General features: G+C 34.8%; 30 protein-coding genes, 2 tRNA genes and 3 pseudogenes. 15 read left to right on the top strand and 20 right to left on the bottom strand.

Going from position 1 to position 26,495, the window contains the following annotated elements; all coding sequences use genetic code 11:
* Positions 1-66: 66 nt before the first annotated feature.
* The 5 genes and pseudogenes from ACJZL1_RS00175 to ACJZL1_RS00155 form a co-directional block, all read right to left on the bottom strand.
* Positions 67-192, bottom strand: a complete 126-nt coding sequence (locus tag ACJZL1_RS00175) for a hypothetical protein (RefSeq protein ID WP_341812840.1) — start codon at positions 190-192, stop codon at positions 67-69.
* Positions 179-307, bottom strand: a complete 129-nt coding sequence (locus tag ACJZL1_RS00170; RefSeq protein WP_265034465.1) for a hypothetical protein — start codon at positions 305-307, stop codon at positions 179-181. The genes ACJZL1_RS00175 and ACJZL1_RS00170 overlap by 14 nt, the downstream gene beginning before the upstream one ends.
* Entirely contained in the window at positions 304-426 is a 123-nt protein-coding gene (locus ACJZL1_RS00165) for a hypothetical protein (RefSeq protein ID WP_419247238.1), read from the bottom strand. The genes ACJZL1_RS00170 and ACJZL1_RS00165 overlap by 4 nt, the downstream gene beginning before the upstream one ends.
* Positions 410-1,365: pseudogene (locus ACJZL1_RS00160) on the bottom strand (IS5 family transposase). The gene ACJZL1_RS00165 and the pseudogene ACJZL1_RS00160 overlap by 17 nt, the downstream one beginning before the upstream one ends.
* A complete protein-coding gene (locus tag ACJZL1_RS00155; protein WP_419247237.1) occupies positions 1,350-1,475 on the bottom strand; it encodes a hypothetical protein in 126 nt (41 codons plus the stop codon). The pseudogene ACJZL1_RS00160 and the gene ACJZL1_RS00155 overlap by 16 nt, the downstream one beginning before the upstream one ends.
* 93 nt (positions 1,476-1,568) lie before the next feature.
* Here ACJZL1_RS00155 and ACJZL1_RS00150 point away from each other — a divergent pair.
* A tRNA-Arg gene (locus ACJZL1_RS00150) sits at positions 1,569-1,642 on the top strand.
* An 8-nt stretch (positions 1,643-1,650) separates the two neighbouring features.
* On the opposite strand, the gene ACJZL1_RS00145 is transcribed toward ACJZL1_RS00150, so the two are convergent.
* Together ACJZL1_RS00145 and ACJZL1_RS00140 are read right to left on the bottom strand one after the other, a co-directional pair.
* The gene (locus ACJZL1_RS00145; RefSeq protein WP_265034467.1) at positions 1,651-2,601 is read right to left on the bottom strand and encodes a complex I NDUFA9 subunit family protein; all 951 of its coding nucleotides are present in this window, start codon (positions 2,599-2,601) and stop codon (positions 1,651-1,653) included.
* Positions 2,602-2,651: 50 nt separating this feature from the next.
* Positions 2,652-4,019, bottom strand: coding sequence for a UDP-N-acetylmuramoyl-tripeptide--D-alanyl-D-alanine ligase (locus ACJZL1_RS00140; protein WP_265025945.1), 1,368 nt, complete (start codon positions 4,017-4,019; stop codon positions 2,652-2,654).
* Positions 4,020-4,211: 192 nt separating this feature from the next.
* Between ACJZL1_RS00140 and ACJZL1_RS00135 the strand changes: the two genes are divergently transcribed.
* From ACJZL1_RS00135 to mdh, 7 genes are read left to right on the top strand one after another with little or no spacing between them, the layout of a single operon-like run.
* Positions 4,212-5,036, top strand: coding sequence for a hypothetical protein (locus tag ACJZL1_RS00135; RefSeq protein WP_419247236.1), 825 nt, complete (start codon positions 4,212-4,214; stop codon positions 5,034-5,036).
* Between the two features lie 42 nt (positions 5,037-5,078).
* Positions 5,079-5,333 (top strand): hypothetical protein, encoded by a 255-nt coding sequence (locus ACJZL1_RS00130; RefSeq protein ID WP_265025947.1) that lies wholly within the window; start codon positions 5,079-5,081, stop codon positions 5,331-5,333.
* A gap of 3 nt (positions 5,334-5,336) precedes the next feature.
* Positions 5,337-5,705: an HIT domain-containing protein gene (locus ACJZL1_RS00125; protein ID WP_419247235.1), complete on the top strand. Its 369-nt coding sequence runs from the start codon at positions 5,337-5,339 to the stop codon at positions 5,703-5,705.
* 18 nt (positions 5,706-5,723) lie between these two features.
* Positions 5,724-6,077 carry an NADH-quinone oxidoreductase subunit A gene (locus ACJZL1_RS00120; protein WP_006279576.1) on the top strand — a complete coding sequence of 118 codons (354 nt, stop codon included), beginning with the start codon at positions 5,724-5,726 and terminating at the stop codon, positions 6,075-6,077.
* Between the two features lie 3 nt (positions 6,078-6,080).
* Positions 6,081-6,596: a NuoB/complex I 20 kDa subunit family protein gene (locus ACJZL1_RS00115; RefSeq protein WP_419247234.1), complete on the top strand. Its 516-nt coding sequence runs from the start codon at positions 6,081-6,083 to the stop codon at positions 6,594-6,596.
* Positions 6,589-7,161: an NADH-quinone oxidoreductase subunit C gene (locus ACJZL1_RS00110; protein WP_265034473.1), complete on the top strand. Its 573-nt coding sequence runs from the start codon at positions 6,589-6,591 to the stop codon at positions 7,159-7,161. The genes ACJZL1_RS00115 and ACJZL1_RS00110 overlap by 8 nt, the downstream gene beginning before the upstream one ends.
* A gap of 3 nt (positions 7,162-7,164) precedes the next feature.
* Complete coding sequence (mdh, locus tag ACJZL1_RS00105) at positions 7,165-8,115, top strand: malate dehydrogenase (protein WP_265025950.1); 951 nt, start codon at positions 7,165-7,167, stop codon at positions 8,113-8,115.
* A gap of 14 nt (positions 8,116-8,129) precedes the next feature.
* Here the strand turns inward: mdh and ACJZL1_RS00100 are convergent, their stop codons facing one another.
* The 4 genes and pseudogenes from ACJZL1_RS00100 to ACJZL1_RS00085 form a co-directional block, all read right to left on the bottom strand.
* Positions 8,130-8,918, bottom strand: a complete 789-nt coding sequence (locus ACJZL1_RS00100; RefSeq protein ID WP_265025951.1) for a TatD family hydrolase — start codon at positions 8,916-8,918, stop codon at positions 8,130-8,132.
* Positions 8,915-9,361, bottom strand: coding sequence for an RNA pyrophosphohydrolase (locus ACJZL1_RS00095; RefSeq protein ID WP_410541785.1), 447 nt, complete (start codon positions 9,359-9,361; stop codon positions 8,915-8,917). Before ACJZL1_RS00095 ends, ACJZL1_RS00100 begins: the two co-directional genes overlap by 4 nt.
* A gap of 34 nt (positions 9,362-9,395) precedes the next feature.
* Positions 9,396-10,013, bottom strand: a complete 618-nt coding sequence (locus tag ACJZL1_RS00090; protein ID WP_419247233.1) for an AAA family ATPase — start codon at positions 10,011-10,013, stop codon at positions 9,396-9,398.
* A 433-nt stretch (positions 10,014-10,446) separates the two neighbouring features.
* A pseudogene (locus ACJZL1_RS00085) lies at positions 10,447-11,230 on the bottom strand (IS110 family transposase); the annotation flags it as partial.
* 244 nt (positions 11,231-11,474) lie between these two features.
* Here ACJZL1_RS00085 and ACJZL1_RS00080 point away from each other — a divergent pair.
* The 6 genes and pseudogenes from ACJZL1_RS00080 to ACJZL1_RS00055 all read left to right on the top strand — a co-directional run.
* Positions 11,475-11,835, top strand: a pseudogene (locus ACJZL1_RS00080) (toprim domain-containing protein); the annotation flags it as partial.
* 383 nt (positions 11,836-12,218) lie between these two features.
* Positions 12,219-12,395: a hypothetical protein gene (locus tag ACJZL1_RS00075; protein ID WP_265025955.1), complete on the top strand. Its 177-nt coding sequence runs from the start codon at positions 12,219-12,221 to the stop codon at positions 12,393-12,395.
* Complete coding sequence (locus ACJZL1_RS00070; RefSeq protein ID WP_419247232.1) at positions 12,389-13,465, top strand: recombinase family protein; 1,077 nt, start codon at positions 12,389-12,391, stop codon at positions 13,463-13,465. The genes ACJZL1_RS00075 and ACJZL1_RS00070 overlap by 7 nt, the downstream gene beginning before the upstream one ends.
* 149 nt (positions 13,466-13,614) lie before the next feature.
* Positions 13,615-14,220: a hypothetical protein gene (locus tag ACJZL1_RS00065; RefSeq protein WP_265025957.1), complete on the top strand. Its 606-nt coding sequence runs from the start codon at positions 13,615-13,617 to the stop codon at positions 14,218-14,220.
* A gap of 187 nt (positions 14,221-14,407) precedes the next feature.
* Entirely contained in the window at positions 14,408-15,247 is an 840-nt protein-coding gene (prmC, locus tag ACJZL1_RS00060) for a peptide chain release factor N(5)-glutamine methyltransferase (protein ID WP_419247231.1), read from the top strand.
* Entirely contained in the window at positions 15,223-15,354 is a 132-nt protein-coding gene (locus ACJZL1_RS00055) for a hypothetical protein (protein WP_353285031.1), read from the top strand. The genes prmC and ACJZL1_RS00055 overlap by 25 nt, the downstream gene beginning before the upstream one ends.
* A 71-nt stretch (positions 15,355-15,425) precedes the next feature.
* Here the strand turns inward: ACJZL1_RS00055 and ACJZL1_RS00050 are convergent, their stop codons facing one another.
* The 8 genes from ACJZL1_RS00050 to ACJZL1_RS00015 all read right to left on the bottom strand — a co-directional run bounded on the left by ACJZL1_RS00050 (position 15,426) and on the right by ACJZL1_RS00015 (position 23,629).
* Positions 15,426-16,268 carry a P44/Msp2 family outer membrane protein gene (locus ACJZL1_RS00050; RefSeq protein ID WP_265025959.1) on the bottom strand — a complete coding sequence of 281 codons (843 nt, stop codon included), beginning with the start codon at positions 16,266-16,268 and terminating at the stop codon, positions 15,426-15,428.
* Positions 16,269-16,384: 116 nt separating this feature from the next.
* Positions 16,385-18,412: a type IV secretory system conjugative DNA transfer family protein gene (locus tag ACJZL1_RS00045; RefSeq protein WP_265025960.1), complete on the bottom strand. Its 2,028-nt coding sequence runs from the start codon at positions 18,410-18,412 to the stop codon at positions 16,385-16,387.
* A gap of 30 nt (positions 18,413-18,442) precedes the next feature.
* Positions 18,443-19,435: a P-type DNA transfer ATPase VirB11 gene (gene virB11, locus ACJZL1_RS00040; protein ID WP_419247230.1), complete on the bottom strand. Its 993-nt coding sequence runs from the start codon at positions 19,433-19,435 to the stop codon at positions 18,443-18,445.
* Between the two features lies 1 nt (position 19,436).
* Complete coding sequence (locus tag ACJZL1_RS00035) at positions 19,437-20,873, bottom strand: TrbI/VirB10 family protein (RefSeq protein ID WP_419247229.1); 1,437 nt, start codon at positions 20,871-20,873, stop codon at positions 19,437-19,439.
* Between the two features lie 16 nt (positions 20,874-20,889).
* Positions 20,890-21,690, bottom strand: a complete 801-nt coding sequence (virB9, locus tag ACJZL1_RS00030) for a P-type conjugative transfer protein VirB9 (protein ID WP_265026659.1) — start codon at positions 21,688-21,690, stop codon at positions 20,890-20,892.
* A complete protein-coding gene (locus tag ACJZL1_RS00025) occupies positions 21,677-22,357 on the bottom strand; it encodes a virB8 family protein (protein WP_265025963.1) in 681 nt (226 codons plus the stop codon). The genes virB9 and ACJZL1_RS00025 overlap by 14 nt, the downstream gene beginning before the upstream one ends.
* Before the next feature lie 72 nt (positions 22,358-22,429).
* On the bottom strand, positions 22,430-23,512 hold the full coding sequence (locus ACJZL1_RS00020) for a GTP cyclohydrolase II (RefSeq protein ID WP_265025964.1): 1,083 nt from the start codon (positions 23,510-23,512) through the stop codon (positions 22,430-22,432).
* Between the two features lie 29 nt (positions 23,513-23,541).
* A tRNA-Leu gene (locus ACJZL1_RS00015) sits at positions 23,542-23,629 on the bottom strand.
* Positions 23,630-23,819: 190 nt separating this feature from the next.
* On the opposite strand from ACJZL1_RS00015, the gene ACJZL1_RS00010 reads away from it, so the two are divergent.
* Positions 23,820-25,085, top strand: a complete 1,266-nt coding sequence (locus ACJZL1_RS00010) for a metallophosphoesterase family protein (protein WP_419247228.1) — start codon at positions 23,820-23,822, stop codon at positions 25,083-25,085.
* 27 nt (positions 25,086-25,112) lie between these two features.
* Here ACJZL1_RS00010 and dnaA read toward each other — a convergent pair whose 3' ends face one another.
* Positions 25,113-26,495 (bottom strand): chromosomal replication initiator protein DnaA, encoded by a 1,383-nt coding sequence (gene dnaA / locus ACJZL1_RS00005; protein ID WP_353285034.1) that lies wholly within the window; start codon positions 26,493-26,495, stop codon positions 25,113-25,115.

Below are 26,495 nucleotides of genomic sequence, written 5' to 3'. Positions count from 1 at the left end.
AGTTTTAGCCCTATAAAAACTTCCTAAAATAGCTCTTCTTTTTTACCGATAAGATACAATCTAGTTTCATTTTATGATGGTGTCATCCTGCTGCTCCTTTCTTGTCATCCCGCTAACAAGCAGCGGGATGACGAGCTTATCGTCATTCCACCACAAACCGTCATACCGCCGCGGTATCTCATCCGCTAACAAAGCGGGATGACGAGCTTATCGCCATTCCACCACAAACCGTCATACCGCCGCAGTATCTTTTAGCATAGATCCCGCTAACAAGCAGCGGGATGACGATTGTCAGGCTAGCTGTCATCCCAGTTTGGAATCCAGGAAAAAGAATGGTGTCATCCCAGTGCCCAGACACTGGGATGGCTTTGTTGCATAGCACCTTAAGCAGTGATGGTTTACGACAAATTTATGTAATGATTTCAAATTTAGCCATACCAATATCAGTGAATTTGTTGAGCAAATAGCACTTAATTAGTAATTCTTTTTCACGATTTACTTCAGATTTATTCCTAAAGCTAAATCCAAATACTTGCTTCAACCTTGAGAAAAATCCTTCTATGTAAGATCTCTTTCCATAAATTGCTTCCTTTTTCCACTCTTTTACACCATCTTGTCCATATAATTTTATTAACCTAATAGCAGCATTTCTGTCAGACATATAATCTATTTTTGAATGTTCTGCTGCATCCTTTTTTGGTAGAACTTTTGTCTTTATATCGTATTTCTTACACAATTTATAAAGTTTGTGCCTATCGTATGCCCTATCTGCATATAATGCTTTTATTTTGTGCTGAAAATTAACTTCTTCAAGCAAATCGCAAGCTCCATAGTGGTCAGAGTAGACGCCATTACTGTATCTTGCAGCTATAGCTTTTTTACTATTCACACTTAACATAACATGTAACTTTCTTACTTGCTCGTAGCTTCGGTACTTTCTATCTGCACTGTTTTCCTTACTGTGGCCAGGAGTGTTACTGTAAATGCTGATACTTGTGCTATCTATGATAATTTCAATATTTTCCATGTTGCTTTTATCAACCCTGCAATCATTTATCTTAATATTAAGTTTTTTAAACCTTCTTGATGCTTGTGAATAGCTGATAACTGCCAAATTTTTTCCTATTTGTTGCAGATATCCTTTTATAAACCCCACCGTTTGTCTTAAACCAATTCTAAAAAGATTGACAATTATATGCACCAAAATTACGACTTTATCACTGTAAATATTGTTGCCACCCTGCATTTTGGCCCAATTTCATACCAATTTTCGATAGCTTCATCGATGTAACGAAAAATATTTCCCCTTTTTTCAAGGAATTTGTTATATTCGTTTTGGTTACTGACTTTCATTTTCTGTGGCATATTTTTTCTTCAACAGTTAAATGGTTATTTATAATGAATTTTGTCAGTAGCCACCAGATTTTTTCGGTTGCTATGCAACAAAGCCATCCAACTTCGGCAGCGCGTGACACACAACTGCAATGACAAGGTGTTGCAAGATAAACATCATATTCACACGAAATACTTGACTTCACTTGTACTAAGAAGCATTTTATATATGTTGTGTGCCCGTAGCTCAGCTGGATAGAGCAACAGCCTTCTAAGCTGTGGGTCGTAGGTTCGAATCCCACCGGGCACACTCTTCTATCAATACTTTCTATAAATCTTCAAGTATTCTGGCACCACATTTTCAATTGCTAATGGTCGAACCTTCATTGTTTCAAGGTCAGCTGACTTTTCGATTGAGCTATTCATCATAACTTTCACCTGATCTTGAGTAAGCACAGGGTTCGTATCTCCGGTTATTGGTTTTAGCAGCATAGAAATAATTTTATTTTCTAAAAAGAAAGCTATTAACTTTGCCATTGGAAAAGATACATTGATCAACAAACACTTTCTGTTAGTAACATTCAGAATAAACTTCAATAAGCTTTTGAAAGAGTAAACCTTTGGTCCACCCATGTTATAAATTTTCTTGTCTTGCTTATTAAAACTGATAATACGATATACCACTTCAGCTAAGTCTGTTACACATATGGGCTGAAATTTAGTCGTTCCATTGCCAATTAGTGGTAAGAAAGGAAGAATAGTTGCTAATCTTGCAAATTTATTAAAGAAGTTATCTTCCTTACCAAATACAAGGCTTGGCCTAATTATTATTGCTTCTTGAAATGCTGAAGTTACAGCTTTTTCACCTTCCAATTTACTTTGAGCATATTTTGACAACTTGCTATTTTCTATTCCCATAGCAGAAAAATGTATCATCATAGGTACATTTTTCATTTTTGCAGCTTTTGCTATCCTTTCAGCTATTTTAACGTGAACAGCGTAAAAATCGTGCTTTTTTGCTTCATATAATATTCCCACTAAGTTTATGGCTACATCACATTCTTCCATACCCTCCAGAACTGATTTTTCATCAAAAAAATCGCCTTTAAATATTGATATTTGTCCCAAATTGCCACACAATTTTAAACAAGCAGCTTTTTCCTGATTACGAGTGAATATCTTTATTAAATATCCTTCTGCTGCCAAGCGTCTTACGATGTGTTTCCCTATAAACCCCGTTCCACCAAAAATAATTACACGTTTTGTCACAATTAAAGTTCCTAATAATTTGTTACTGTAAATTAATACAATGATTTTGCTTAATATTCTATTATGAATTCCCGTACAATAAGATCCATTTTCATTCCTTGTGAACCTTTAACTAGAATTGCGTCATTATTCTGAATAATGTTAGCTAAATCACTTTTCAATTGATTAGAATCATTAAAATGTGCGCCTCTTATATTATCTGGCAAAAGCTCATGTAATTCTAACATAGATTTACCAACTGTATAAACTTTATCTATATTATTTTCTGTGATAATCTTAACCAAATCTGTATGGAATTCTATGCTCTTATCACCAAGTTCCAACATATCACCAAGCAAAGCTACTTTTCTCTGATTAGAATATGTACTCAAAGTTTTTATTGCAGTTTTCATCGAAGTAGGGCTGGCGTTATAGGAGTCATCAATTAAATGTATATATTTTTTATTGTATTTGACCTTATGAATATTGCCTCTACCTTTCGTTACACTAAAATTCTTAAGTGCAAGTGGTAATTTTGATAAATCAAGTCCGAGGCTCTGCACAACTGCTGCTGCAACAAGTAGCGAATAAGCAAAATGCTCACCTTGCACACGTAAATTACAGTTTATAGTTTGATTATCACTCAGCCTGATTTTTAAATTTAGCCCGTCATCATTTCTTATTAGGTCCAACAAACAAACTTCAGCATTTTTATCTTTACCGAAGCTTATTACATTTCTATTGGCATGTGATGAGAGATAATCATAATATTTATTATCTCTGTTCAAAATCAAAGTACCGTTATTTTTCATACCATACAGAATCTCTAACTTCGCTTGTGCAACGTCAAATAGTGATGAAAAATTTTCAGTATGTGCAGGTTCGATGTTGGTAATAACTGCAATATTCGGATTACTAATCTTTGATAATTCTTTTATTTCACCAGCTTTATTCATTCCCATTTCAAGGATTAAGTACTGGCAGTTTTTTGGAGCTTTTAGAATTGTCAAAGGCAATCCTATATTATTATTTAAGTTACCTTCGTTTGCATGGGACACTCCATATTGCGATAAAACAGTGTGCAGCATATCCTTTGTAGTAGTTTTCCCGACACTGCCTGTAATTGCAATAACTTTAGCGTCAACAAGAACATTTCTAATATAGTATGATGCCATATCGTGCAAAGCTTTCAGGGTATCTTGTACAATAACGAGAGGGAAACTTTTATATTTACCCTCACTCACTATTGCAGCGGCAGCCCCTTTTAAAAACGCTTCATGCAAAAAATTATGGCCATCAAAATTCTTTCCCTTGAGGGCAATAAATAAATCACCTTTTTTTATGCTTCTTGTGTCTGTTGAAATATTTGAGCTGTAACAACCTCCCTCTCCTCTTCCACCAGTTGCATCAATGATATTATTTGTGTTCCATTTAAACATAATTTAGAGAGTATTCTTTATAATAAATTGAACAATAAAAGTAGCGAAAATACTACATGTTTTAGATAATGTACAAATAATGGTTGCTATCTCTATAATTTCATCTTATAATAGATATAGAAGTTTAAATTTTTTCGTCTATAATTAGGTATGTTGTAGCACCTGGTTGTAGAAAGTACCTTGGAGGTATGTATGGCAGAATCTATTTGGGCTAAGATAGGCGGAGTAGTTAAAACAGGTGTAAAAGCTACAGGTTGGGTGCTTGCTCTTGTGCCTAAAGCACTTATTTACCCTATAGAGAAGCCGTTTGCTTCAACGGGTGAAATGAAACATGATGCCACAGTTTCGTTAAAGGAAGCTGTTGGTATAGATGTACCTAAAGAAAAAAGGGAATATGATCCACCTATAGAAACCACACAAGCTAGTGAGAATCTTGGTGTAGAAATAACAGAGCAAAAGAAAGGGACAGGAAAGGTAGCTTTTTTAGCGTCAAGGACTTTGACGGGAGATATACCTTATTTGAACGATGAACAATTGGGTAAAATAAAAGTAGGTTTACCGAATGTAACTATTTTTAGAGAAGAAAACAAAATTGTAATTGAAGTTGATGTTAAAAAAATAATTGAAGACATTAAAACTGACTCTAAAAATAAAGGAAAGAGTCCAGAAGAGATAAAAGAGCTTGTTCTTAAAGGAATTGCTAATAAAGTTGACGAAGACCTTAAGAAACTGGCAGGAATTACTGGTGGAGAATTTAAAATTCATACAGACTTAAAATTGCTAAATGGTATTGCAGAAAAATTGTATAAGGAATATGATAATCAAAAGCAGCCATCAAACGAAGTTGTGAAGTCTGATGTTGGTCAGCCTTCAGAAACTCTGGCTTTATCTGCTGGTCAGGAGGGCGAGACATTAAAAAATGCTGGGGTATCTGTAGGAGTGATAAAGGAAAGTCATCAGAGAAAATTGCAAATAATTGGCAAAATAGAGTTGAATCACAGGTTTCTGAAAATATAAAAGGAGTTAAGGGGTAAAGTTATGAATTATAAGGGGAGTATTATGAATGAAGTTAAAATAGAGGAAAGACATCATAGTCTAACTGTTCCTGGGGATATGTATCACTTACAACCAGGAGTTATTACTGGAAAAAGGGTGAGTGGAATAGAAACCTCTTTGAAAGAACAGCAGGACATGGTAAAAGTAAGGGAACTTGTAAGCTCTTTAAATCTTGAAGATGCTTCTGGTGAAACGATAAAACCACTATCTACACCTAGTGTAGAGAAAAACGAAGGAAGAGGGAAAGGTCGCTCTTAAAATATGAGCAATGAAGTTTATGATAGCGATAACATCTTTGCTCAAATATTAAGAGGTGAGTTACCTTGTGAGAAGGTACATGAAAATGAAAATGTACTGGCTTTTTGTGATAAGTACCCTGACGCACCAGTTCACATTTTAGTTATATCAAAAAATCAATATGTTTCATATGATGACTTCATTCTAAAAGCTCCTGAAGAGGAGATAATAAGTTTTTTCAAAACTGTTAGAGAAATAGCACACAAATATAATCTAGAAAAAACAGGATATAGATTAGTCACTAACTACGGTGAAAATGGAGAGCAGGTTGTACCACACTTTCACGTGCATATTTTAGGTGGTAAAAAGTTAGGAAAGCATATAAATTCATAGTGTTATATGTTTTGTTAAATGAGCGAATACTTAACCATAGTAATTTTTATCTGCGTATCAATTGTAGTATCTTTTGCTTTAGGTATATTGCCTATGTTTCTTGCAGTGAGTAAGCCAGATGGTGAAAAGCTTTCCACATATGAGTGTGGCTTCAATCCACTATCCAGTGCAAGAAAAAATTTTGACATTAAATTTTACCTAGTTTCAATATTATTTATAATATTTGACTTAGAAATTGCTTTTCTTTTTCCTTGGGCTGTTTCTTTATCTAAGATAAGCTATGGTGGATTTTGGTCTATGATGGTATTTCTTGCAATACTCACTATAGGTTTTATCTATGAATGGTGTAAAGGTGCATTAGAGTGGGAGTAGTTTATGACAAATCAAATTCTATCTAATGATGACTGGGGTCGTTATAAAAAAGAAGGGTTTCTTGTTACTAAATTTGGTGATTTAATAGATTATGTAATGAATTGGGCAAGGTCTGGTTCATTGTGGCCAATGACATTTGGTCTTGCATGTTGCGCAGTTGAGATGATGCATACTGCATCCAGCCGTTATGATCTTGATAGATATGGCATAATGTTCCGTGCAAGCCCACGTCAATCAGATGTGATGATTGTTGCTGGCACACTAACTAATAAAATGGCAGCAGCATTGCGCAAGGTTTATGATCAAATGGCAGACCAGAAGTATGTTATTTCTATGGGAAGTTGTGCAAATGGTGGTGGTTATTACCATTACTCTTATTCAGTAGTCCGAGGCTGTGATAGAATTGTGCCAGTTGACGTGTATGTCCCTGGATGTCCACCAACTGCTGAGGCGTTGCTATATGGAATGCTATGCCTACAAAACAAAATAAAACGAACTCAGAATATAAAGCATGGATAAAACTGCAAGGCATATACAAAAAAAGACCAAGTGTGAGTGCATTCAAAAAGATGATGGCATTATTGTAATATATTCAACTTTAGATGAAATTGAAAAGCACTTACTCTTTCTACGTGATGATGAAAAGTGTAGGTTTGAACTATTAGTTGATATTTTTGGAGTTGACTATCCAAATAGAGAGAAGCGTTTCGAGCTAATATACAATCTGCTCAGCATTGTGCATAATATTAGAGTACACATAAAGCTTCAGTTATGTGAAAGCGACATACTTCCAAGTGTAGCGAAGATATTTAGCACAGCTTCGTGGTTTGAGCGTGAAGTGTTTGATATGTATGGAATAGAATTCTCTGATCACCCTGATTTGCGTAGGATTCTAACAGATTATGGATTCAAAGGTCATCCAATGTTAAAAGATTTCCCTCTCACTGGTTATGAGGAAGTAAGATATGATATAGAGGCAAAAAAGGTTGTATATAATCCTATAGATTTACCGCAAGATTTTCGTATGTTTGATAGCCTATCACCTTGGGAAAGTAAAACCATAAAAGTAAATACAAAGGAGTAGAAAATGACAGTACAAAGAAAAAAAATATCTTTAATCGGTGCAGGAAATATCGGTGGAACTCTCGCCCATATGATTGCACTAAGGGAACTCGGTGATGTTGTTTTACTTGATATTAGTGATGGAATACCACAAGGTAAAGCACTCGACATAGCAGAATCATCCCCTATTGATGGATTTAATGTCAATATTACTGGGACAAATAGGTATGAAGATATAAAAAACTCCGATGCAATTATAATAACCGCTGGCATTGCCAGAAAACCAGGAATGAGCAGGGATGACCTCCTGCAAACCAATGCTAAAGTAATGAAGGAGGTTGGCGAAAATATTAAAAAACATTCTCCAAACGTGTTTGTAATAGTGGTTACCAACCCTCTGGATGCCATGGTTTCAGTGGTGCATAAATTTTCAAACCTTCCAGCTAATATGGTTGTTGGAATGGCAGGAGTGCTTGATTCTTCCCGTTTTCGTTATTTTCTTGCAAGTGAATTAAATATCTCAGTTGAAGATATATCTGCTTTTGTGCTTGGAGGACATGGTGACACTATGGTACCACTCATTAATTGCACTTCTATCGCTGGCATTCCACTTACCCAAGTTATCGATATGGGTCTCATTACGCAGAAAAAAGTTGATGAAATAGTTGAACGCACTCGCAATGGCGGAAAAGAAATAGTTGATCTGCTTAAGTCTGGATCTGCATACTACGCTCCTGCATCTTCAGCTATATGCATGTTAGAGTCATATTTAAAAGATAAAAGGCGTATATTACCATGTGCTGCTTACCTTAATGGTGAATATGGCGTGAAAGATTTGTTTATTGGTGTTCCTGTAATTATTGGAAAAAATGGAGTTGAAAAGATCCTAGAAGTTAAAATGAATGATAGTGAACAAAAAATGTTTAATAAATCTGTAAACTCGGTGAGAGAGCTGGTAAAATCTTTAGGTTCATAAGCAAATTAATGGTTTTATAGAGTTTCTTTGAGCTTAAGTTTCGTAAACAGCCTAAAAAAGTTGCTTGTGGTTACCTCCGCTACTTGTTCTGGTGACTCATTCCATAATTCTGCCAAACAATCAACAACGTATTTCACCATTGCTGGTTCGTTCTTTTTTCCTCTATAAGGCTCAGGTGATAGATATGGTGCATCAGTTTCGACTAAAACACGTTCGCGTGGTACATTTTGTGCAATTCCTCTGAGTAAGCTCGCATTTTTAAAAGTAATAATTCCAGAAAATGAAATATATAATCCTAAATCTATAGATTGATAAGCAAGCTCCTTAGAGGAAGCAAAGCAGTGCATCACTCCATTAAAAGCACTTGCTTTCATTTCTGACTTTAACATATCAATCATTTCATTATCAGCATTTCTAGTGTGAATAACCAAGGGTAACCCAGTCATTCTTGCTGCTTCTATGTGTGATGCAAAACTTTTTTTTTGATTGTCTTTGTTGCCAGATTTATAAAAATCTAACCCGGTTTCGCCGATACTAATTACCTTTTGATTTTTGGTAAATTCAACTAATTCATCAACATGTATACACTCACCGTTTTCTATGGCAGCATCAAGTGGATGCACACCAACAGAGGAGTAAACTTGATCATAGGATGAAGAAATTTTTAGTAATTTAGGAATATCATTAACGCTTATGCATATGTTATGCAAAATCTTTACACCATTTTGCTCTGCCCTTGAAATTACTTTTGGTATTTCATCATCGGAAAAATAAATCAAGTGGCAATGAGAATCTACTATCATGAGCTTATTGTTGAGGCTTTTATTGTAGAAGAAAACTCTTCTATCACTGTTTTATAAACTTCTTTTTTAAATGATATAGCACTGGCTACTAAACTATCTACACTTTGCCAACGCCACTCTTTGAACTCTGGATGATCAGTATAATTAATATCAATATTCTTATCCTCTCCACAAAACTTCATTAAGAACCACCTTTGCTTTTGACCAGAATATTTTCCATTCCAGCATATTGGTATAACTTCTTCAGGCAAGTCGTAGTATATCCAATCTTTGTTTTTAGCTATAATTTCTGCTTTATCTGTACCAACTTCCTCTAGCAACTCACGTAACGCTGCTTGTTCCAGTTCCTCACCATCATCAACCCCTCCCTGTGGCATCTGCCAGTAAGAGTCGCTATCAAAGCGTTTTCCAATAAAGACATGTCCTTGTTTGTTAAATAGCATTATGCCAACACAAGGACGATATTCACTTTTCTGCTTAATCACAAGCATCCCCTGTTGTTAAATTATTTGTTATGGAAGTTTTAATTAATTTTCCATTTTTTTCTTCCTTCATCTCTTCAATAATTTTCTTTGCAACTTCTTTTGCACTTAAATTTGAGTTACCAATTTCAAGTGTACCTTCCGGTATAAATAGCCTTTTCCCTTCAATTCTTTTCATAGCAAAATCCGAATCAGTAATTTTATTTTCCTGGTACCTTTCTTCTGATTGAACACGCTTTACCAGTTCCTCATTATTACAATGTAATACTACAGGAAAAATTTTTACGCCCATTTTCTTACTTAAATTTATCACGGAGTTGTATATCTTCTGATCATAGGGATCACCCTCTATCAATTCATTTGTAAATATATAATGTTTTGATTTTACGTAATATTTTTCCAGTATTGCTAATATATTTTCTCTAACTGCAAAAATTTTTTCCCATAGGTCATCTGGAACTTCAGCATTCTGTAATTTAACAATATCAAATATAATATTATTGAATAGATTATTGCTTACTATCACCGCATCAATGATTTTACACAGTTCCTTTACAGTAGTAGACTTACCACTGCCTGGAAAGCCGATTAAGTAGATGAGAGTCTTGCCCATAATGAATACTAGTAAAAAGCTATTCTCAATTATATAAAAAGTATGTACATTGTACATGCTAAAAACATGATGATAAAATAGATGCAGGTAATACCTTTAACGAACAGTCGCGTTGAAAATAGATACTGTCTTTACTGTCAACAAATTATTTGACTAAAAAGATAAAAAATAACAAAACAATTTAAGATTACATCTTCTATAAATTAGTGTAACTGTGCTTTTAGTTTGTATAGGCGCACAGTTACACTAGCTTATCATCGTGTCTTCTTATACAATAAGGCTTATTTTGTAAGATAACCGAGTATCTCTATCAAAATGAAATGGTAGGGTACAACCTATATAGCACTAGAACTCTAAGCACGGTCTTTTATGTTAAATAGTATATATTTCAAAACCGTTGAGCATAAGCTCATGTTACTCCTTATTGTTAAAATTATTTCACTAAATCACTATTGAATGGTTGATTGTTTTTAAGAATACCAAAAAATACATGCATTAGTTTTCTCATCAACGCAACAATTATAACCATTGGGCATTTTCCTTTACTTGCTAAACGCTGGCAAAACTTTTGAAAATGAGAATTACGATTTTTGACTACTATAGCCGGCATATAAAGAGCTTTGCGAATATGCTCAGATCCTATTTTACATATTCGACTTTTTTTATTTACTGATGATCCTGATTGGTAGTGCTGTGGATTTAGACCAGCAAAGGCTGTGAATTGCCTAGCATGATCAAAATTATCAACTAATGGCATTTCCGCAACAACAGCAATAGCAGTAATATGTCCTACACCTTTCACAGTCTTAAGGTTTTCTATCATATTTTTTAGGTGTGGGTAATTATTGATATGCTCATTAATTTCTTTCTCTAGGTCAGAAATTTGTTTGTCTATTGTAGCAATGACCTCAAGTATGGCTTGTTGACAACGGGAATCCATATTTTTATTTTCCAAGCGATTCATCTGTTGCAACTTGTCATCTTTAAGTGCTTGCAAACAACGATAAAGTTCTCTTAAACGCTTGACTTCAGGAGGAGCAGGTTTCCAAAGATTAGGTTTATTAGCAATACAAAATCTAACTATCATAGCTGCATCTGACTTGTCTGTTTTGTTTCTAAGTAACTCACTTTTGCCAAAAGCTTTCTGGGTTTACTACACTTACATTATGTCCCAGATCATACATAAAGGTAACTAAATCTTCGCTATAACAACCAGATACTGTCTCTACTGTCAACAAGTTATTTGATTAAAAAGAATAAAAAATGACAAGAAAATTTAGGCTTACATCTTCTATAAATTAGTGTAACTATGGATAAGTACTTTTAGTTTGTGTAGTCGTACTTATCCATAGTTACACTAGCTTTTTCACCAAGCAACTCTGTCAAAGTTAAAGCAAAATGATACAATGTAATCTACTATAGTACCAGCATTCATTTGATGTTAAAACGTTGAATTATGTTTCACCAGAAATAAGACCTCTATACAATATTCCAGGCATTCTGAAGTCTGATAAAGTTATTTTGGTTGAAGGAGAAAAATGTGCTGAAGCGCTCATAGAACAAGGAATTACTGCAACAACAGCTATGTCAGGAGCAAACGCACCAATTGATAAAACAGACTGGTCACCCCTTAAAGGTAAGCATATTATTATTTGGCCAGATAATGATGAAGCAGGCAAACGATATGCTGAAAATGCTGCCAAAAAGCTGTCAGATCTTGGTGTTGCATCACTTGTTACTCTTAAGATTCCAACAAAATAAACCAAAAGGTTGGGATGCTGCAGATGGTGTGTTAGAAGGAATAAATGTTGAAGAGTTTTTAGCTTCAACCCCATGTATAAATTTACCTGCTACTAATACTCCAACTACTGATATTCTAAAGACGAAGAGATTTGTTTCATTTCCTGCAAGACAATATTTGAGTGACAAATCACCAATGCCGGAGGATACAATTGCCCCAAGAATCTTAACTCCAAGAGGACTTTTAGTCTTTGCTGGTGCACCTAAGGTAGGAAAAAGTGACTTTCTTATTTCTTGGCTATTTCATATGGCATCTGGGACTCCGCCAACAATATTGCAAGAAACCTGAAACTAGAGAAAACTATTTTCCGAAAGCTTCTACAAAAAGAACGGAGAGTTGAATTTATTTATAGAGCTAGTGACCAAATAACCATATGTCTCGATGAATAATAAATGGGAGAGCTCGTGGGCAACAAGAAATTAACAGTTCGTATTAATTGTAGTTATGAAGTTAATCGATTAGCAGAGTTGTATCTATTAGATGCATATGGAAAATTGGTGTTAAGTAAACCAATAAAAGTGAGCAAAAAGGAAGAAGACTCTGAATGTAAGAAAGTAGATTTGAGGAGGGTTAAATGGTAACAGTGAGTTTATATGCAAGAGTTTCTTCAGGGAGACAAGCACAAGAAGGTACAATAGCAAGCCAAATTGCTGCTATAGAGAATCAAATTAGTATGGATGGACATAAATTATTAAATGAATATAAATTTATTGATAATGGTTATAGTGGTTCTAACATAATCCGTCCTGGTTTGGAAAAATTACGTGATAAAATAGCAGAGGGTAACCTTGATAAGGTTTATATTCATTCTCCTGATCGTTTATCTCGCAAGTATGCATATCAGATGGTATTACTTGAAGAGTTTAAGAAATTAGGAGTAGAAGTCATTTTTTCAAATTATCAAATTAGCGATAATCCGGAATCTCAACTACTATTACAAATGCAAGGTATGATAGCAGAATATGAACGTGCAAAAATCATGGAACGAAGCCGACGAGGAAAGATTTATGCAGCCAATAATGGTGATATAAGTGTAATGAGTGCTGCTCCTTATGGCTATCGTTATATAAATAAAAATACAGATACAGGACAAGCATTATTTGAAATTTATGAAGAAGAAGCTGAAGTTGTTCGTAAAGTATTTTTTTTGGTAGGACGAGAAAGAGCAAGTATAGGAGAAGTATGCCGTAGGCTAGGTGCTATGTCCATTAAGACACGAACAGGAAAAGAGTATTGGGATAGAGCTGTAGTTTTGAGTATGTTAAAAAACTCTGCTTATAGAGGAAAAGCAGCTTTTGGTAAGACAAGGTTAGGCGTAAAATTAAAACATATAAGACCCAAAAAGAACTCCTGCGAGCAACCAAAAGATAATTATTCTACTTATCCTGTTCCAAAAGAGGATTGGATTTATATTAAAGTACCTAGTATAGTAAACAAAGATTTATTTGATATAGTTCAAGAACAATTAGCTGAGAATAGAAAAATAGCAAGAACAAGACAAAGAGGAGCAAGACATTTATTGCAAGGTTTAGTAGTATGTAAGCTTTGTAATTATGCATATTACGGTGCTAGTATTGCAAGGAATAAGGAGGGAAAAAAAACTAATATTCAGGTGTATTATCGTTGTATTGGCACGCCGTTTTGGCGGTAATAAAATGTGTAACAACAAATTAATTCGTACAGATACATTAGACATGGCTGTTTGGGAAGAAGTAAAGCATCTACTAGAAAATCCGAATAGAATATTAGAAGAGTATAAACGAAGACTTTCAGAACTTACCACTAGATCAAAAAAGCGCTTTGCTTGAAGCACAAGAAGATAAATTGAAACGAGGTATTGCAAGATTAATTGATAATTATGCTCAAGAGTATATTAATCAAGAAGAATTTGAGCCAAGAATTAGAGCAATGAAACAAAACTTAAAAATGGTTGAAGAACAAAAGAAAAAGATATTTGATCAGAAAAAACTCACAGAAGAGTTCACTCTAATAGTAACAAATTTAGAGGGGTTTTCCTCTAGTATTAACTCAAGTCTTGATAATGCGGACTGGCTAACTAAACGTGATATTATTAGGACATTAGTTAAGCGAATAGAGATTAATTTCGAGAATGTGAACATCGTTTTTAGAGTAAAAGAGCTTCCAGACTCTTCTCATAGGGAAAAAGACCAATACTTGCAATGTTGTTGTAGGGGTAGGTATGACGGTTCGCGGCGGCATAGTAACTCGTCATCCCGCTACTTGTTAGCGGGATCTAGAGATACCGCGAATGAATCGCGGTATGACGTAGGATTGCTGTCATCCCGCTACGTGTTAGCGGATGAGATACCGCGGCGGTATGACGGTTCACGGTGGCATGACGATAACCTCGTCATCCCGCTACGTGTTAGCGCCGCGGCGGCATGACGTAGAGCTCGCGTTAGCTATACTTTTATACTCACCAACTTAGCTGGATCCAAGTAGTCAAGCTACTTGAATCTGCAAATTGCAATGTTCGTACAGCTGCGTGCTTGACACTGGGATTTAGTGCAGCTACCCTAAACTGGAAGCTCATCTTGCTATTCTTGGCTGAAAGGAACACATTTTTAGAATAATGAAAACAATCAGCACTTTAATTCAAGAAGGATCGGAGTTATTATCGTCACATAAAGTTGAATCACCACATTTAGATTGTGAAATCATCATGCAGCACATACTTGGAGTGGAAAGATCATTCATAATTATGAACCATGCTGATCAAGTGCCGATGGAGAAAGAACTTTTATTTTGGAAATTAACAAAAAAAAGAGCGGAAAGATATCCAATATCGCAAATAATAGGTAATCGTGAATTCTGGAGTAAAAATTTTATAGTTAACCAACATGTTTTAGATCCAAGACCAGATAGTGAAACATTAATCTCAACAGTGTTAAAATATTACCCAAACAAAAAGCAGAAACTAAAAATCGCGGATTTTGGTACAGGTACAGGTTGTTTATTGATATCCGTACTTAGTGAGTATGAATATGCTGTCGGCATCGGTTTTGAAAAAAGCTTGGAAGCATACAAAGTTGCCTATCAGAACACAAAAAAACATGATCTTCTCAGCAGAGCCAAAATATTTCCAAGTTCGTGGACAGAATGCAGCGATTTATTTGATCTGATAATTAGCAATCCTCCATATATTAAAAGAAGCAAATTAAAAGACTTACAAGCCGAAGTGCAAAAAGAGCCAAGAATTGCCCTTGATGGTGGTATTGATGGTTTGAGCTGTTATTTAAGCATTTTTCCAATATTGAGAAAGTGCCTTAAAAAAAATGGGTTTGCGATATTGGAGATAGGCGAAGATCAAAATGATATTGACAAAATAATCCCCTCATACGAATTAGCTTTTCAGGAATATGTATATGACTTAGCGGGAATGAAGAGATGCATTGTTGTGAAAAGAACATAGCTAATGTTTTCTTGTATTATCTCCTTCATCCCATATTATCCTATGTCATCCCAGTACCCTCTACCTCGTCATCCCAGTGCGTGACACTGGGATCTATATTTAACTAGATCCTATGGTCAAGCCATAGGATGACAGGAACGGTTTTGGTTAGCCATGCATTTTTTAAAGGGCAACATGTTTAAGCTTTGCTGGCAAAGTGGAAAGTAAGACCAGCTTCTATGCCGTGCGTATGAAAAAAGCTGTTCTGTATGGTAGTAGATACTAAATTCTTCTCATCTTTTTGTTTAGCCATTCCACCTTTTGGCTTACCTGCGCCATTATCAGAATTGGGATCCCACTGTAAGGTTTCTAGTTTGCACTCACTGCTACCAATAGCACCAAAACCTCTATATCCAATATGCATATTTACATCTTCGTTTATGCGATAATCAAGGCCAGCTTTTAATTGACCTGCGGGTCTTATTGACGATTTTTCAAACATTGTCATTCTTGTTGCACCGATTCCAATACCAACGTAAGGAGAAAAAGAGAAACGGTCACTTTTCCAATGATGATAAACATTTGCCATTATAGATGCGTTTTCAACTTGGTCATGATTAATAATTGATCCATATTTATCGCCGTCTTTTGTGTACGATATTGTCATCTGGCCGCTTGTTAAACCAATATTATCCACTTTTACAGAAGAATACATCCCTTCCAATTCAGCCCTATAGCTGTTGTTACCCAATTCTCCTGTGTAACCAAATGCCACATTTGCAGCAAAAGGTGGATTATAATCTCCTTTATACTTACTTAGTGACTGACCTTCTGTGTTCTGAGCACTCCTGTCATTTACAGATACATTATTGGTAGCTGTAGCAGCAGTATCTCCAATTTTTGCTTTCAACTCACCCATGCCATTAAAAAATTGACCGTAATATCCACTACCAAAGTAAAACCCCTCTGTTTCACTTGCAAAAGATTGTTGTGACAACAACAAAGCAAGTGCTGTAACCGCTAATGTTTTTCTACTAATCATTACTACTCCCCTAGTTAAAATAGCTAATCTAATACTAATTAATTAAAAATGGCTTAATATGAAAAACCTAATTATTTGCATAACTTGCACTTTTCTAAGCTAAAAAATAGGCGAAGTCAACCTTTATCTTCGGCTTTATCATCATTTTTTAATTTATCGTCAATATCCTCATCTTCAAATTCATCCTCCTCTTCTTCGTCATCGAACCCATCATCGCTCCTATCCTCATCTTCTTCGTCATCATCTTCAAACTTATCGTCAATATCTTCATCATCAATATCTTCGTCTGCAAATTCATCTGATTCATCATATACTGCATCTTCTGTTTTAGTTTCAGCAGGATAATCAACTGAATTAGGCCCCTCAAGAGCATTATTCCCCTCATTATTAACCTTATCTTTGCTCGCAGCGGCAGAAAGAACTTTGTTTGGGTCATATGGTTCTTGTGTAGGCACACGAGTTTGTTTGAGCAGCCTTCTTGTGAAGGTGGTATCACTGTAGTACAAAATTTTCTTTGATTTAATTGGGTAAGTCGACTCTATTAAAATTATCTGATCGTCACGTGGCAACATAATAACTTCTTGAGGCAATAGCAATGCTCTCTGTGTTTCAGAGATATGTAATGACCTTGAAGCAGGATTTAAATCTAAAAATTTAGGCTTATTCAACGATTCTTGTTGTACAGTTTTGTTTCCTATAAGTTGCGATATTAAATTAGCTGTTTCAATATTATTGGCTGCAAAAGTTATTCTGTAAGTCGAGTTTGACAAAAAGGAGTTCATTCCTGCTTCTTCGTATATTCCTTTGAGCTGCTCAGTATCTTGAACAATTAAGAATAATCTAACTCGATAACCACGAAAATATGCAATACCTGTTTGAAATTGCTCCATTTTTCCAAGCGTAGGAAACTCATCCATTAAAAACAATACGCCATAAGGCTCGTCATCTGATGGCAATTTTCTACATAAAAACTCAGTTGCCTGTTGGTAAAAAACCTGCATTAAAGGCCTGAGCCTAGTCAAGTTGTCAGGAGTTAAACCAACATAAACTGTAATTTTCTTCCTTTTAAAATCTAGAATATTAAAGTCACTTGACGCAGTTGCAGTATCAATCAATGGGTTTGCCCACAATTCAAGCGATGAGTTCATAGTTGATACAACACCCGACCTTTCTTTATCAGCTTTTTGTAAAAAAGCTGCAATATTCATATATGCTACAGGGTGTAGTATTTTACCCATTGTATCAAGAGCAACAGCAAGATTATAAACTACGTCATCACTACGCATCGTACGCACAACTTCACCAAAAGATTTAACTTTCTCTGGTGCAGCAAGTAAGTATAATACCACTCCAACAAATAAGCTTCTTGCTTCATTTTGCCAAAAGTCTTGTTCAGGCATGATTAAGTTAGCTATTTTCTGCACATCGTCAACCATCTGCCCAGGTTTTTCACTAATCCATTGTAATGGATTGTAACAGTGACTTATTCCATCTGGCTGCGCTGGATTCCATACGTATACTTTTTGTCCTTGTCGTTCTCGCCAACCACTTGTTATTTCATAGTTTTCTAATTTTATGTCGTGTACAATTACCGAGTCAGTCCAAAATAATAAATTAGGAATTACAAAGCCAACACCCTTACCAGAACCTGTAGGTGCAAATAACAATGCATGCTGAAACCCATCAGCAATGAAGTATCCTCTTTTATCTTTACCAAGCAATAATCCCTTTTGGCTTCTTAATCCTGCTTTTCGTATGTCTTTCTCTGATGCCCACTGCGAGTCTCCATGAAGTGATTCTTTCTTTTTAAACGGTCGCCACTCAATTATCCTTTCTCTTAAATTCCACAAAATAATCATTAAAACAACGATAGGCAGTGCAGAAGATATAATTAATTTGATTTTGAGCTCAAGGCTATATAACTTTGGATGATGCCAACAATATTGTATATGATCAAAAATCGTTGGCCAAAGAGCTTGAGGGAAAGGCGTCAAACTAGGATTAATTGCCTTAAAATCCACAGCATCTGGACCATCAGCAAACAGAACAAACAATATACCAGATAGATAGAAGCAAAAGTCAAGTACGCTAAAAGCTACTACACCTCCTACGAGAATATTACGTAGGTGATTTCCATTACTCATAAACTACTCTTCCTTAACTTATGTATAAATTTAAGCATTTTCGCTCGCAGATCTAGTAAATAATATCTCAGAAATGCTTCTTTTGCCCCCACCGGTTCTTTTTAGCTGAATAACAATATCAATCACATTTCTAATGTATGGTATGATCTGATCTGGAGGAATGCCAAGATTTGCCTGCATAACCATCAATTTTATTTGCTCAAGGGCCATTGTTGGACTATCCGCATGAAGGGTTGATACTGATCCAGGGTGACCAGTATTTATTGCCCTGAGAAAGCTAAAAGCTTCCGCCCCACGAAGTTCACCAACTATTATTCTATCTGGCCTTAAACGTAAGCACGCTTCTATCAAATCTTGAGTGGTTACTTTTGCTCTGCCCTGCCCTCCTTTAGAGGCAATTAGATGGACTTTATTGGGATGTTCGTTCAAAACGATTTCCCTTGCATCCTCAACAGTAATAATTCTTTCCTCAGCTGGAATAGCACGCAAAGTAGCATTAGTAAAAGTAGTCTTACCAGTGGAAGTTCCACCGCTAATTATAATATTTTTCTTACTTATTACAGCGTATTCTAAAAACTCTTTTATTTTCTTTTGTTTTAACAGTAAATCCAAATGACGGTCAACTAGATTATCAGTTGCTTCTGTAACAGTTTCAGAAAAAGCCCCCATTTTTTCGTAATCATCGAGTGCTAATTGCATGCTAGAAGGCTTACGAATCGACATTACTACTTTATCAGGCTCGCACGCTGGCGGAAATACTATCTGTATACGATAACCATTTGGTAATGTTGCTGAAAGTAACGGCGCTTCTTCGCTAAGCTTTTGTTCTGTAGCTTGAGCAATCAGTCTGCCAAGAGATTTCAAATGGTTAAGATCGAATACTTCTAATTTTTCACACCTTATTTCACCGCGATTTTCAATCCATACTTCCTTTGGCTTATTTATTGATATTTCATTTACGCCTTCTTCTTGAAATATGCCTTGTAATGGCTCCAAATATGTATCAAGTGCAGCATAATTCATTTCATTGATTTAATATTGCCTGTGAAGGAAATACTATATCTTGGTTAACAAATACTTTCAATGCAGTGCCTTGATCAACATAAATAGTTGGTTTTTTATCTGTAGATCTGCCTACTATATCCCGCATGTCTTTAGAAAAATCATTGATTGATTTCCCGATTGCTTCATCATAAACAGACTTGCTTTTTCTTTGAAATTGTTGTAACAGTTGATTTACATTTTCCAGGCTTATAGTCACCTTGTCTTCCTCAATTTCTAGCGCTTTTGCTATTTCCTTTTTCATTATTTTCAGCAAATCTTGCTCATTTTTAGCATTACGAATTTCTCCAATAGCTCCAAGGCCCAGTTTCCATTTATCACTAGATTTACCATTTGCTGCTTCACCAATAACATCTTTGAATGAAGAAAAATCTATTTCAGTTACAGTGATGGATCTCACCGCATCCATAGGAGTTAGCGTACCAATAAGATTAGAGGCCTTTTGTCCTACAACAGCTGAACCAATTGAAACACCAGCAAGTGCCACTGAAGAGAATAATGCACTTACTATTTTATTATCAACTATTCCTGCAATTCCTGCTCTACCAAGCTCGTCAGTACTAAGTGATGAGATAGCAATATCTATTCCATGTGGCATAATCACTCTGTTCCAATTTATATTTACACGGGCTCTTGCAACATTCGAGTCAAATGAATAACTGCCTATCAATCTTGAGCCTTTAGGTATTAAAACTGTATCACCAGTTTCTGCATAAACATCTCTACTCACCATAGCACGCAGCATTCCTTGCAGATCAGAATTTATTGCAGTTTCAAGAACAGCATCAATAATTTTACCTTGAGTAATCATTAAACCAAGCTTTCCTACTCTGGTAGCTTTGCTCGATTGTGCTGAAGTAATAGCATCAGCAGCCTTGTTCTCCCCACCATCACTTGAAATTGTTAACATTTGTGCACTACGTCTGTCTCTAGGATAACCGCCACCCCCTATTGTAGGAAACGAGGTAGGTAAATTGCCCATAACATTACTAGAAGGAAAATTTTGCTTTGGCAAAATAGGTATATTTGACACAGAGATTTCTTTTGGTTTCTCTTCTTCTTTTTTTATTGGTTTTATTTCTGGTATGATTTGTGGTGTAGGAAGAGGAGGTAAGGGTGGTAAGGGATCAGTTATTATTCTTTCAGGAACCATTACATTATCTGGAACTTGTTCCAACTTTCCTTTCAATTCTTGAACGTTTTGCTTTGTTTCCTCTTTTTTAATAACTTCTAAACCCTCTTTAGGAGAAGGACTAAAATAGAGATAATACACTCCACCAACCAGAAGCACTAAAATAACGACCATCAATGCCCTATGACCTTGATTAGAGCCAACTGTTACTACCTTGTTCTCTATTTCTGATTCATCTTCTGAATTGTTACGCCTTTCTTTATTCATATTGCATGTACCACAGCTAAAGTGACCTATTTATAATTTCAACTTCACCATCTTCATAACGCATAAATAGCTTTTTATGTACTCCTTTTATTATAACATAATCATCAAATAACAGCCTTTTACAAGGTTTATCCTCCTCTTCTACAAAAATCTGAGGTATTTTATTATTATTTCTAAATTTTAAATAGGTTAAATAACCATCATCAAATAGCTCAATCGGAACTATATCCACATTACCACCTTCATCAATATATGTATAATTGTACTTCGTATCATTTTCCTGTATTATTTTTTCTGGCTTGTCTGTAGTATATTGCATTTGAGTAGGTAAAGAAACCTCATCTAAATCAACATCAAATTCACCTTCTTCTTGAGGATAATAAAAACGTACTACGTAAGATATATCCTTTTCAGCAGAATAATCGTGATCCACTTTCTTAGCATCAGTATCCGGGTATTTATCGTAGTTTGGCCTTGAGATTAAATCGAAAATGTAATTTCTTTTTTTAGTTGTCGTAATAATCATGTTAGTGCGACTACTAACTTCAAATGGCATGATAAGCAATTTATTGTCATAAGGATTAATTTTCCAACTTGATGCATCACCAACAGCAATATTTTTAACTTTTTCTCCTTCCGCAAATTCAATATAAGAATAGTAACCCTGACTAAAAACCACCGTAAATACTTCATTAGGGCTATACACAAAAGTCTTTATTCTACTATCTACAGAAATAGGCTCATTATAATTAATGGATGCGTTCAAATTGCCACTTATAAGTAAAGCTAAAACTAATAATATCCTATACATATTCATCATCTACTCTATATGAAATAACTTGAAATCCTAATGGGTTAATATATCTTTGCTGATCATCCATTTCAAGCGATGCATATCTATATGACATAATAACTATCTTATTTTTTCTTGTGGAACTTCCATCTTTCCGTGTAAATTCCACAAAAAACCTCACCTGAAGAGCATCGTTACCCAATTTTTGAATTGAGCGAATTTTAAATCCACTTTTGGTATCTGAGTATAAATTAAAAAGATCATCCATATTCTGCGATCCTACATAATTTCTAAATTCATTATACACATTAGGTGAGGAAAACAACCTCACCTTTGTATAATAGTTATAATTATAATGATATGGATCAAAAACCTCCCTTGCTTTTATATACTCTGAAATAAAATAATCGTTTAGCGCTTCATCTGCAGAATACTGTTTTACTGTGACAGGATCAACCAATTGCACTATTCCTGATTTCTTGTCAATTTCTATAACAAATGGCTCAATAGTGCTACTTGTGCTAATTTTAAATATGACTAATATGCTGATAGAGATCGTTGCTAATAATATTAATGCAAATAAAAGTAGAATATTCCTTTGAGCAATAACTGTGCTGTAGCGGTTTGAATTCCAATTTATATCCTTATCTAAGGATTCAGTATTTTTTTCTCGCTTAAAAAATCTTAGCATTTTAGTATTCCTAAAAATCTTAACTTATGTTAATAAACATAGCAAATTAACAAAGTAGTTACAACAAAAAAGCTAAAAAACTCTTAATCTATGGCCTAGCTTACTAAACTTTGTCTCCATATATGAATCGTTATATTTATTACGTTCCACAATAAGTGGTAGACACTTTGTAACTCCTATACCACTACTTTCCAATTCTGACAATTTCCTATCATTGTTTGTAAGTAATTGGATTTTGTTAATGTTCAATTTCTTAAGCATTTTAGCTGCAACAGCAAAACTTCTTTCATCATCTTCAAAACCCAATATTCTATTTGCATCAACAGTATCAAGATTATGTCCTCTTTGCATACTGTACGCTCTTAACTTATTAGTTAAACCAATGCCTCTTCCATCTTGCATCAAATACAATATAATACCACTTCCAGAGTCAGCTATCATTTGAATTGCTTGATGTAACTGACTTCTGCAATCGCATGATAAGCTATCTAACAAGTCACCCGTATAGCACGAAGAATGAATTCTCACTAATGGTTCATCATCTTTATCTGGATTGCCAATGATAATTGCATGATGTTCTCTTCCGCCACTTTCGGTTCTATAAGATATGATATTTACTTCTTGAGTCTGTTTTAAAAATAATGATGTTTTGCACACTTCATATACATCCTGATTTTCTTGAAAATTATTTATGAATGACGTGTCCAGTGCAATAACGTCATTTTTCTCGCACCAATTTCGCATTTCATGGTTATTCTCAAAAATCATATCAGCCACTAACGCGTATGGCAATAATTCTGAGAACTTAAGCAAGGCAATAGCACATTCATCTATTGTCTTTGAGCATTGCAACTCTTTTATGCAATCTTCCTTTGAACAGTTTATTAAATGGAGCAATTCATCAAAATTATTCACCAACAGACGTTTGCTATTATGTTCTTTATTCTGAGATATGTATTTTACCTTACTTGAAGTTAAAGTAACATATACATTACTTGATATAAGCTTGTATTGATTAAATAAATCTCTTTCTAAAGCCTCAGCAGCAGCGAACAATAGGTAATTACTTTCATCATATATTACAATTGGCCGACCGCGTCTGATTTCGCTGATAGCTCTTTCTACCTTATTGCTACTCTGATTTCCTATAAACATTTTTACCCATATTAAACAGCGATAAAAACTGGTGCGGCCGAGAAGACTTGAACTTCCAAGGCCTTATGAGCCACAGCGACCTCAACGCTGCGTGTCTACCAATTCCACCACGGCCGCACTATATTCTAGTTTTTATATAATTATTTTAAATTACTTAATCATTTTAGAATTTTTCATCTAGAGTGTCAATCTGATACTAGAATAATTTAGAAATTACCTGTATAATTTGATTATGAATTTTGTGATTATAAATTTTAATCATTTAAGATAACCTTACTACTAATTTTTAACTTAGGTTTTTATACAAATGAATATAGCTAATATCTTTATTTTTTTAGCTCTCTCTCTTATAACTAGCTTTCATTTCGTCCATGCACAAATATTATACACATGGTCTCAAGTTATCCCAGAAAATAAATTAAGCATACGTGCAATTACAGACAATGACATGTGTCCCATTGTTTATGTCGATGGCGAGGAAATAGAAATGCTGAATCGCAGCTCAATTAACAATGGTGATCATAACGAAACAGTTTGTGAACTGACAGTACAAACAAGTGCCAAAAACATTAGTATTGAGGATCTACGAGTTCCTATATTACCAGAAAAGGTTAATAAAATTGCTTTTATTGGTGACACGGGTTGTAGAATAAATATGTTATTTCAGCAGGAATGTAATTCGGTAGATAGCTGGCCTTTAAAAAAAAATTTAGATTCAATCGCCCTTCATAAACCAGATTTAATTATCCATGTTGGTGATTATCATTATAGACAAACAAAATGTAGAAATACAAAAAAGTGTGGCGATATTTATGGATATAATAAAGAAGCTTGGTACGCTGATTGGTTTGAGCCTGCAAAGGATATTTCATTACAATCCCCTTTCCTTTTTGTTCGTGGAAACCATGAGAGTTGTGATAGAGCTTATGAAGGATGGCTCAGATATCTAGATTCATACCCTTTTTCGCCTGAAAAATGTGAAAATCTTGTTTCTAGTTGGTCTTTAGATGCTGGACCGATGAAATTTTTTATCTTCGACTCTTCATCCGGTGAGGATATTTTTACAACCCAAAGCACAATTGATGCTTTTGAAAGGCAATTTGATAAATTGATACAAGATAAGCCCACGTGGTTTTTAACTCATAAACCGCTTTGGAGATCTCCAAAAAAAGAATTTTTGACATTAAAAAGCCATGGTAATCTTACACAAATTGAAGCTTTTGGAGATAAATTTCCAAGCAATGTTACTACCATAGTTTCTGGCCACATTCATATAGCCCAGATTTTATTAATGGATAATGCTCCAGACCAGATTATAGTTGGAAACGGTGGTGCATTATTACACGCTCAAGATCAAGAGCCTGTTTATCAAAATGTAGAATTTGACTATTCAAATGGTAGAAACTACTTAGCACACGAGGTTAGAAACTTTTTCGGTTTTGGCTTTGCAATACTAAACTTAGATGATCACAAATTTACCTTCTATAATCAACACAATAAGGAAATGTATTCTGCGAAGCTAACAGAAGATTTTAAACTTAAACGGATTAAAACTATAGTCAATTCATTTTAGGATTTGTTATTAGCTATTTTAAAAACGCTACTTAAACATCTTTTTTAATCGATTGATTTCATCAGCAAATTTTGAGTCGGTCTTTATAAAATTTTCTACTTGTTTTACTGCATGTATAACAGTAGCATGGTCTCTGCCACCAAAGTTTCTCCCAATATCTGGTAGGCTTTTTTGCGTAAATTTTTTGGCAAAATACATAGCTATTTGTCTTGGCCTTGCAAGACTGCGAAGCCTTCTATTGGATTGCATATCTGCAACCTTTATATTGAAAAATTCAGCTACTTTCTTTTGTATTTCTTCTATTGTGACTGACCTATGATTTGACCTCAGAAGATCGATTAGGGTTTCACTAGCTGATTCTACCGTCATACTTCTTCCAATTAATGAGGTATGGGTAATCTTATTTAATGCTCCTTCTAATTCTCTTATATTAGATTTGATGTTCCTTGCTAAAAACTCTAGGACATCTTTCGGAACATACATATTCATCTGCTCCACTTTTGCCTGCAATATACCAAGCCTTAATTCAAAAGTTGTTTCATTAATATCTGCCACCAACCCCCAACCGAGTCGTGATCTTATTCTTTCTTCCACTCCATCAAGATCACTAGGAGACCTATCAGCTGATATAACCAATTGTTTATTTTGGTCTATCAATGCATTGAAAGTGTGAAAAAATTCTTCTTGTGTACTATCTTTACCACTGATAAATTGCACATCATCTACCATCAATACATCTACTGATCTAAATTGCTCTTTAAACAACATAATATCTTTGCTTCGCAGCGCTGTAATATATTGGTACATGAATTTCTCTGCTGATAAATATACTACTTTTCTTTTTTCTGATGGGGAATTGACTATGTGCCAAGCTATAGCATGCATTAGATGTGTTTTACCAAGTCCCACTCCACCATATAGAAACAAAGGATTGCTGCCTAATATTGGATCTATAGATTCTGCCACACGCTTTGCCGCCGTAAATGCTAATTCATTTGACTTTCCTACCACAAAATTATCAAAAGTGAATCTGGGATCCAGTGGTGAACCAAGATTATGATTACTTTCCTCTCTGTTTTTTAGTATAACATTAGAATTTGAATTCCTTTCCTCAATTACTTGAATATCAATAGAACATATACTTTTATCTTCGCTTTGCCATAATGATAGTATTTTTTTCATGTAATGAACTGTAATCCACTCTTTTATAAACCTTGTTGACACGGATAAAAGAACTTCCTCATTTCTGCTACTGATAAATTTTAGCGAACTCAGCCAGCTGTTATATGTTGCTTCTCCATAAAGATTATAAAGACAATTTTGGATTTTTTCCCAAGTAACATTGTGATCCGTTACTGTAATAATCTGATCAAAAAACATAGTAGAAACCTTAGGGCTAGTTAAGTTCAT

It is taken from the genome of Wolbachia endosymbiont of Rhagoletis indifferens, assembly GCF_048537595.1.
Classification (GTDB): domain Bacteria; phylum Pseudomonadota; class Alphaproteobacteria; order Rickettsiales; family Anaplasmataceae; genus Wolbachia.
The sequence above is the reverse complement of the archived record's forward strand: the minus strand, read 5'-3'. Positions and strand labels throughout refer to the sequence as shown.

What these genes read in the sequence shown, in the direction of transcription:
- ACJZL1_RS00170 (WP_265034465.1), bottom strand. Translation starts at nt 307, where the DNA reads ATGACAGCTAGCCTGACAATCGTCATCCCGCTGCTTGTTAGCGGGATC.
- ACJZL1_RS00140 (WP_265025945.1), bottom strand. Translation starts at nt 4,019, where the DNA reads ATGTTTAAATGGAACACAAATAATATCATTGATGCAACTGGTGGAAGA.
- ACJZL1_RS00135 (WP_419247236.1), top strand. Translation starts at nt 4,212, where the DNA reads ATGGCAGAATCTATTTGGGCTAAGATAGGCGGAGTAGTTAAAACAGGT.
- ACJZL1_RS00130 (WP_265025947.1), top strand. Translation starts at nt 5,079, where the DNA reads ATGAATGAAGTTAAAATAGAGGAAAGACATCATAGTCTAACTGTTCCT.
- ACJZL1_RS00125 (WP_419247235.1), top strand. Translation starts at nt 5,337, where the DNA reads ATGAGCAATGAAGTTTATGATAGCGATAACATCTTTGCTCAAATATTA.
- ACJZL1_RS00120 (WP_006279576.1), top strand. Translation starts at nt 5,724, where the DNA reads ATGAGCGAATACTTAACCATAGTAATTTTTATCTGCGTATCAATTGTA.
- ACJZL1_RS00115 (WP_419247234.1), top strand. Translation starts at nt 6,081, where the DNA reads ATGACAAATCAAATTCTATCTAATGATGACTGGGGTCGTTATAAAAAA.
- ACJZL1_RS00110 (WP_265034473.1), top strand. Translation starts at nt 6,589, where the DNA reads ATGGATAAAACTGCAAGGCATATACAAAAAAAGACCAAGTGTGAGTGC.
- mdh (WP_265025950.1), top strand. Translation starts at nt 7,165, where the DNA reads ATGACAGTACAAAGAAAAAAAATATCTTTAATCGGTGCAGGAAATATC.
- ACJZL1_RS00100 (WP_265025951.1), bottom strand. Translation starts at nt 8,918, where the DNA reads ATGATAGTAGATTCTCATTGCCACTTGATTTATTTTTCCGATGATGAA.
- ACJZL1_RS00095 (WP_410541785.1), bottom strand. Translation starts at nt 9,361, where the DNA reads ATGCTATTTAACAAACAAGGACATGTCTTTATTGGAAAACGCTTTGAT.
- ACJZL1_RS00090 (WP_419247233.1), bottom strand. Translation starts at nt 10,013, where the DNA reads ATGGGCAAGACTCTCATCTACTTAATCGGCTTTCCAGGCAGTGGTAAG.
- ACJZL1_RS00070 (WP_419247232.1), top strand. Translation starts at nt 12,389, where the DNA reads ATGGTAACAGTGAGTTTATATGCAAGAGTTTCTTCAGGGAGACAAGCA.
- prmC (WP_419247231.1), top strand. Translation starts at nt 14,408, where the DNA reads ATGAAAACAATCAGCACTTTAATTCAAGAAGGATCGGAGTTATTATCG.
- ACJZL1_RS00055 (WP_353285031.1), top strand. Translation starts at nt 15,223, where the DNA reads ATGCATTGTTGTGAAAAGAACATAGCTAATGTTTTCTTGTATTATCTC.
- ACJZL1_RS00050 (WP_265025959.1), bottom strand. Translation starts at nt 16,268, where the DNA reads ATGATTAGTAGAAAAACATTAGCGGTTACAGCACTTGCTTTGTTGTTG.
- ACJZL1_RS00045 (WP_265025960.1), bottom strand. Translation starts at nt 18,412, where the DNA reads ATGAGTAATGGAAATCACCTACGTAATATTCTCGTAGGAGGTGTAGTA.
- virB11 (WP_419247230.1), bottom strand. Translation starts at nt 19,435, where the DNA reads ATGAATTATGCTGCACTTGATACATATTTGGAGCCATTACAAGGCATA.
- ACJZL1_RS00035 (WP_419247229.1), bottom strand. Translation starts at nt 20,873, where the DNA reads ATGAATAAAGAAAGGCGTAACAATTCAGAAGATGAATCAGAAATAGAG.
- virB9 (WP_265026659.1), bottom strand. Translation starts at nt 21,690, where the DNA reads ATGAATATGTATAGGATATTATTAGTTTTAGCTTTACTTATAAGTGGC.
- ACJZL1_RS00025 (WP_265025963.1), bottom strand. Translation starts at nt 22,357, where the DNA reads ATGCTAAGATTTTTTAAGCGAGAAAAAAATACTGAATCCTTAGATAAG.
- ACJZL1_RS00020 (WP_265025964.1), bottom strand. Translation starts at nt 23,512, where the DNA reads ATGTTTATAGGAAATCAGAGTAGCAATAAGGTAGAAAGAGCTATCAGC.
- ACJZL1_RS00010 (WP_419247228.1), top strand. Translation starts at nt 23,820, where the DNA reads ATGAATATAGCTAATATCTTTATTTTTTTAGCTCTCTCTCTTATAACT.
- dnaA (WP_353285034.1), bottom strand. Translation starts at nt 26,495, where the DNA reads ATGAACTTAACTAGCCCTAAGGTTTCTACTATGTTTTTTGATCAGATT.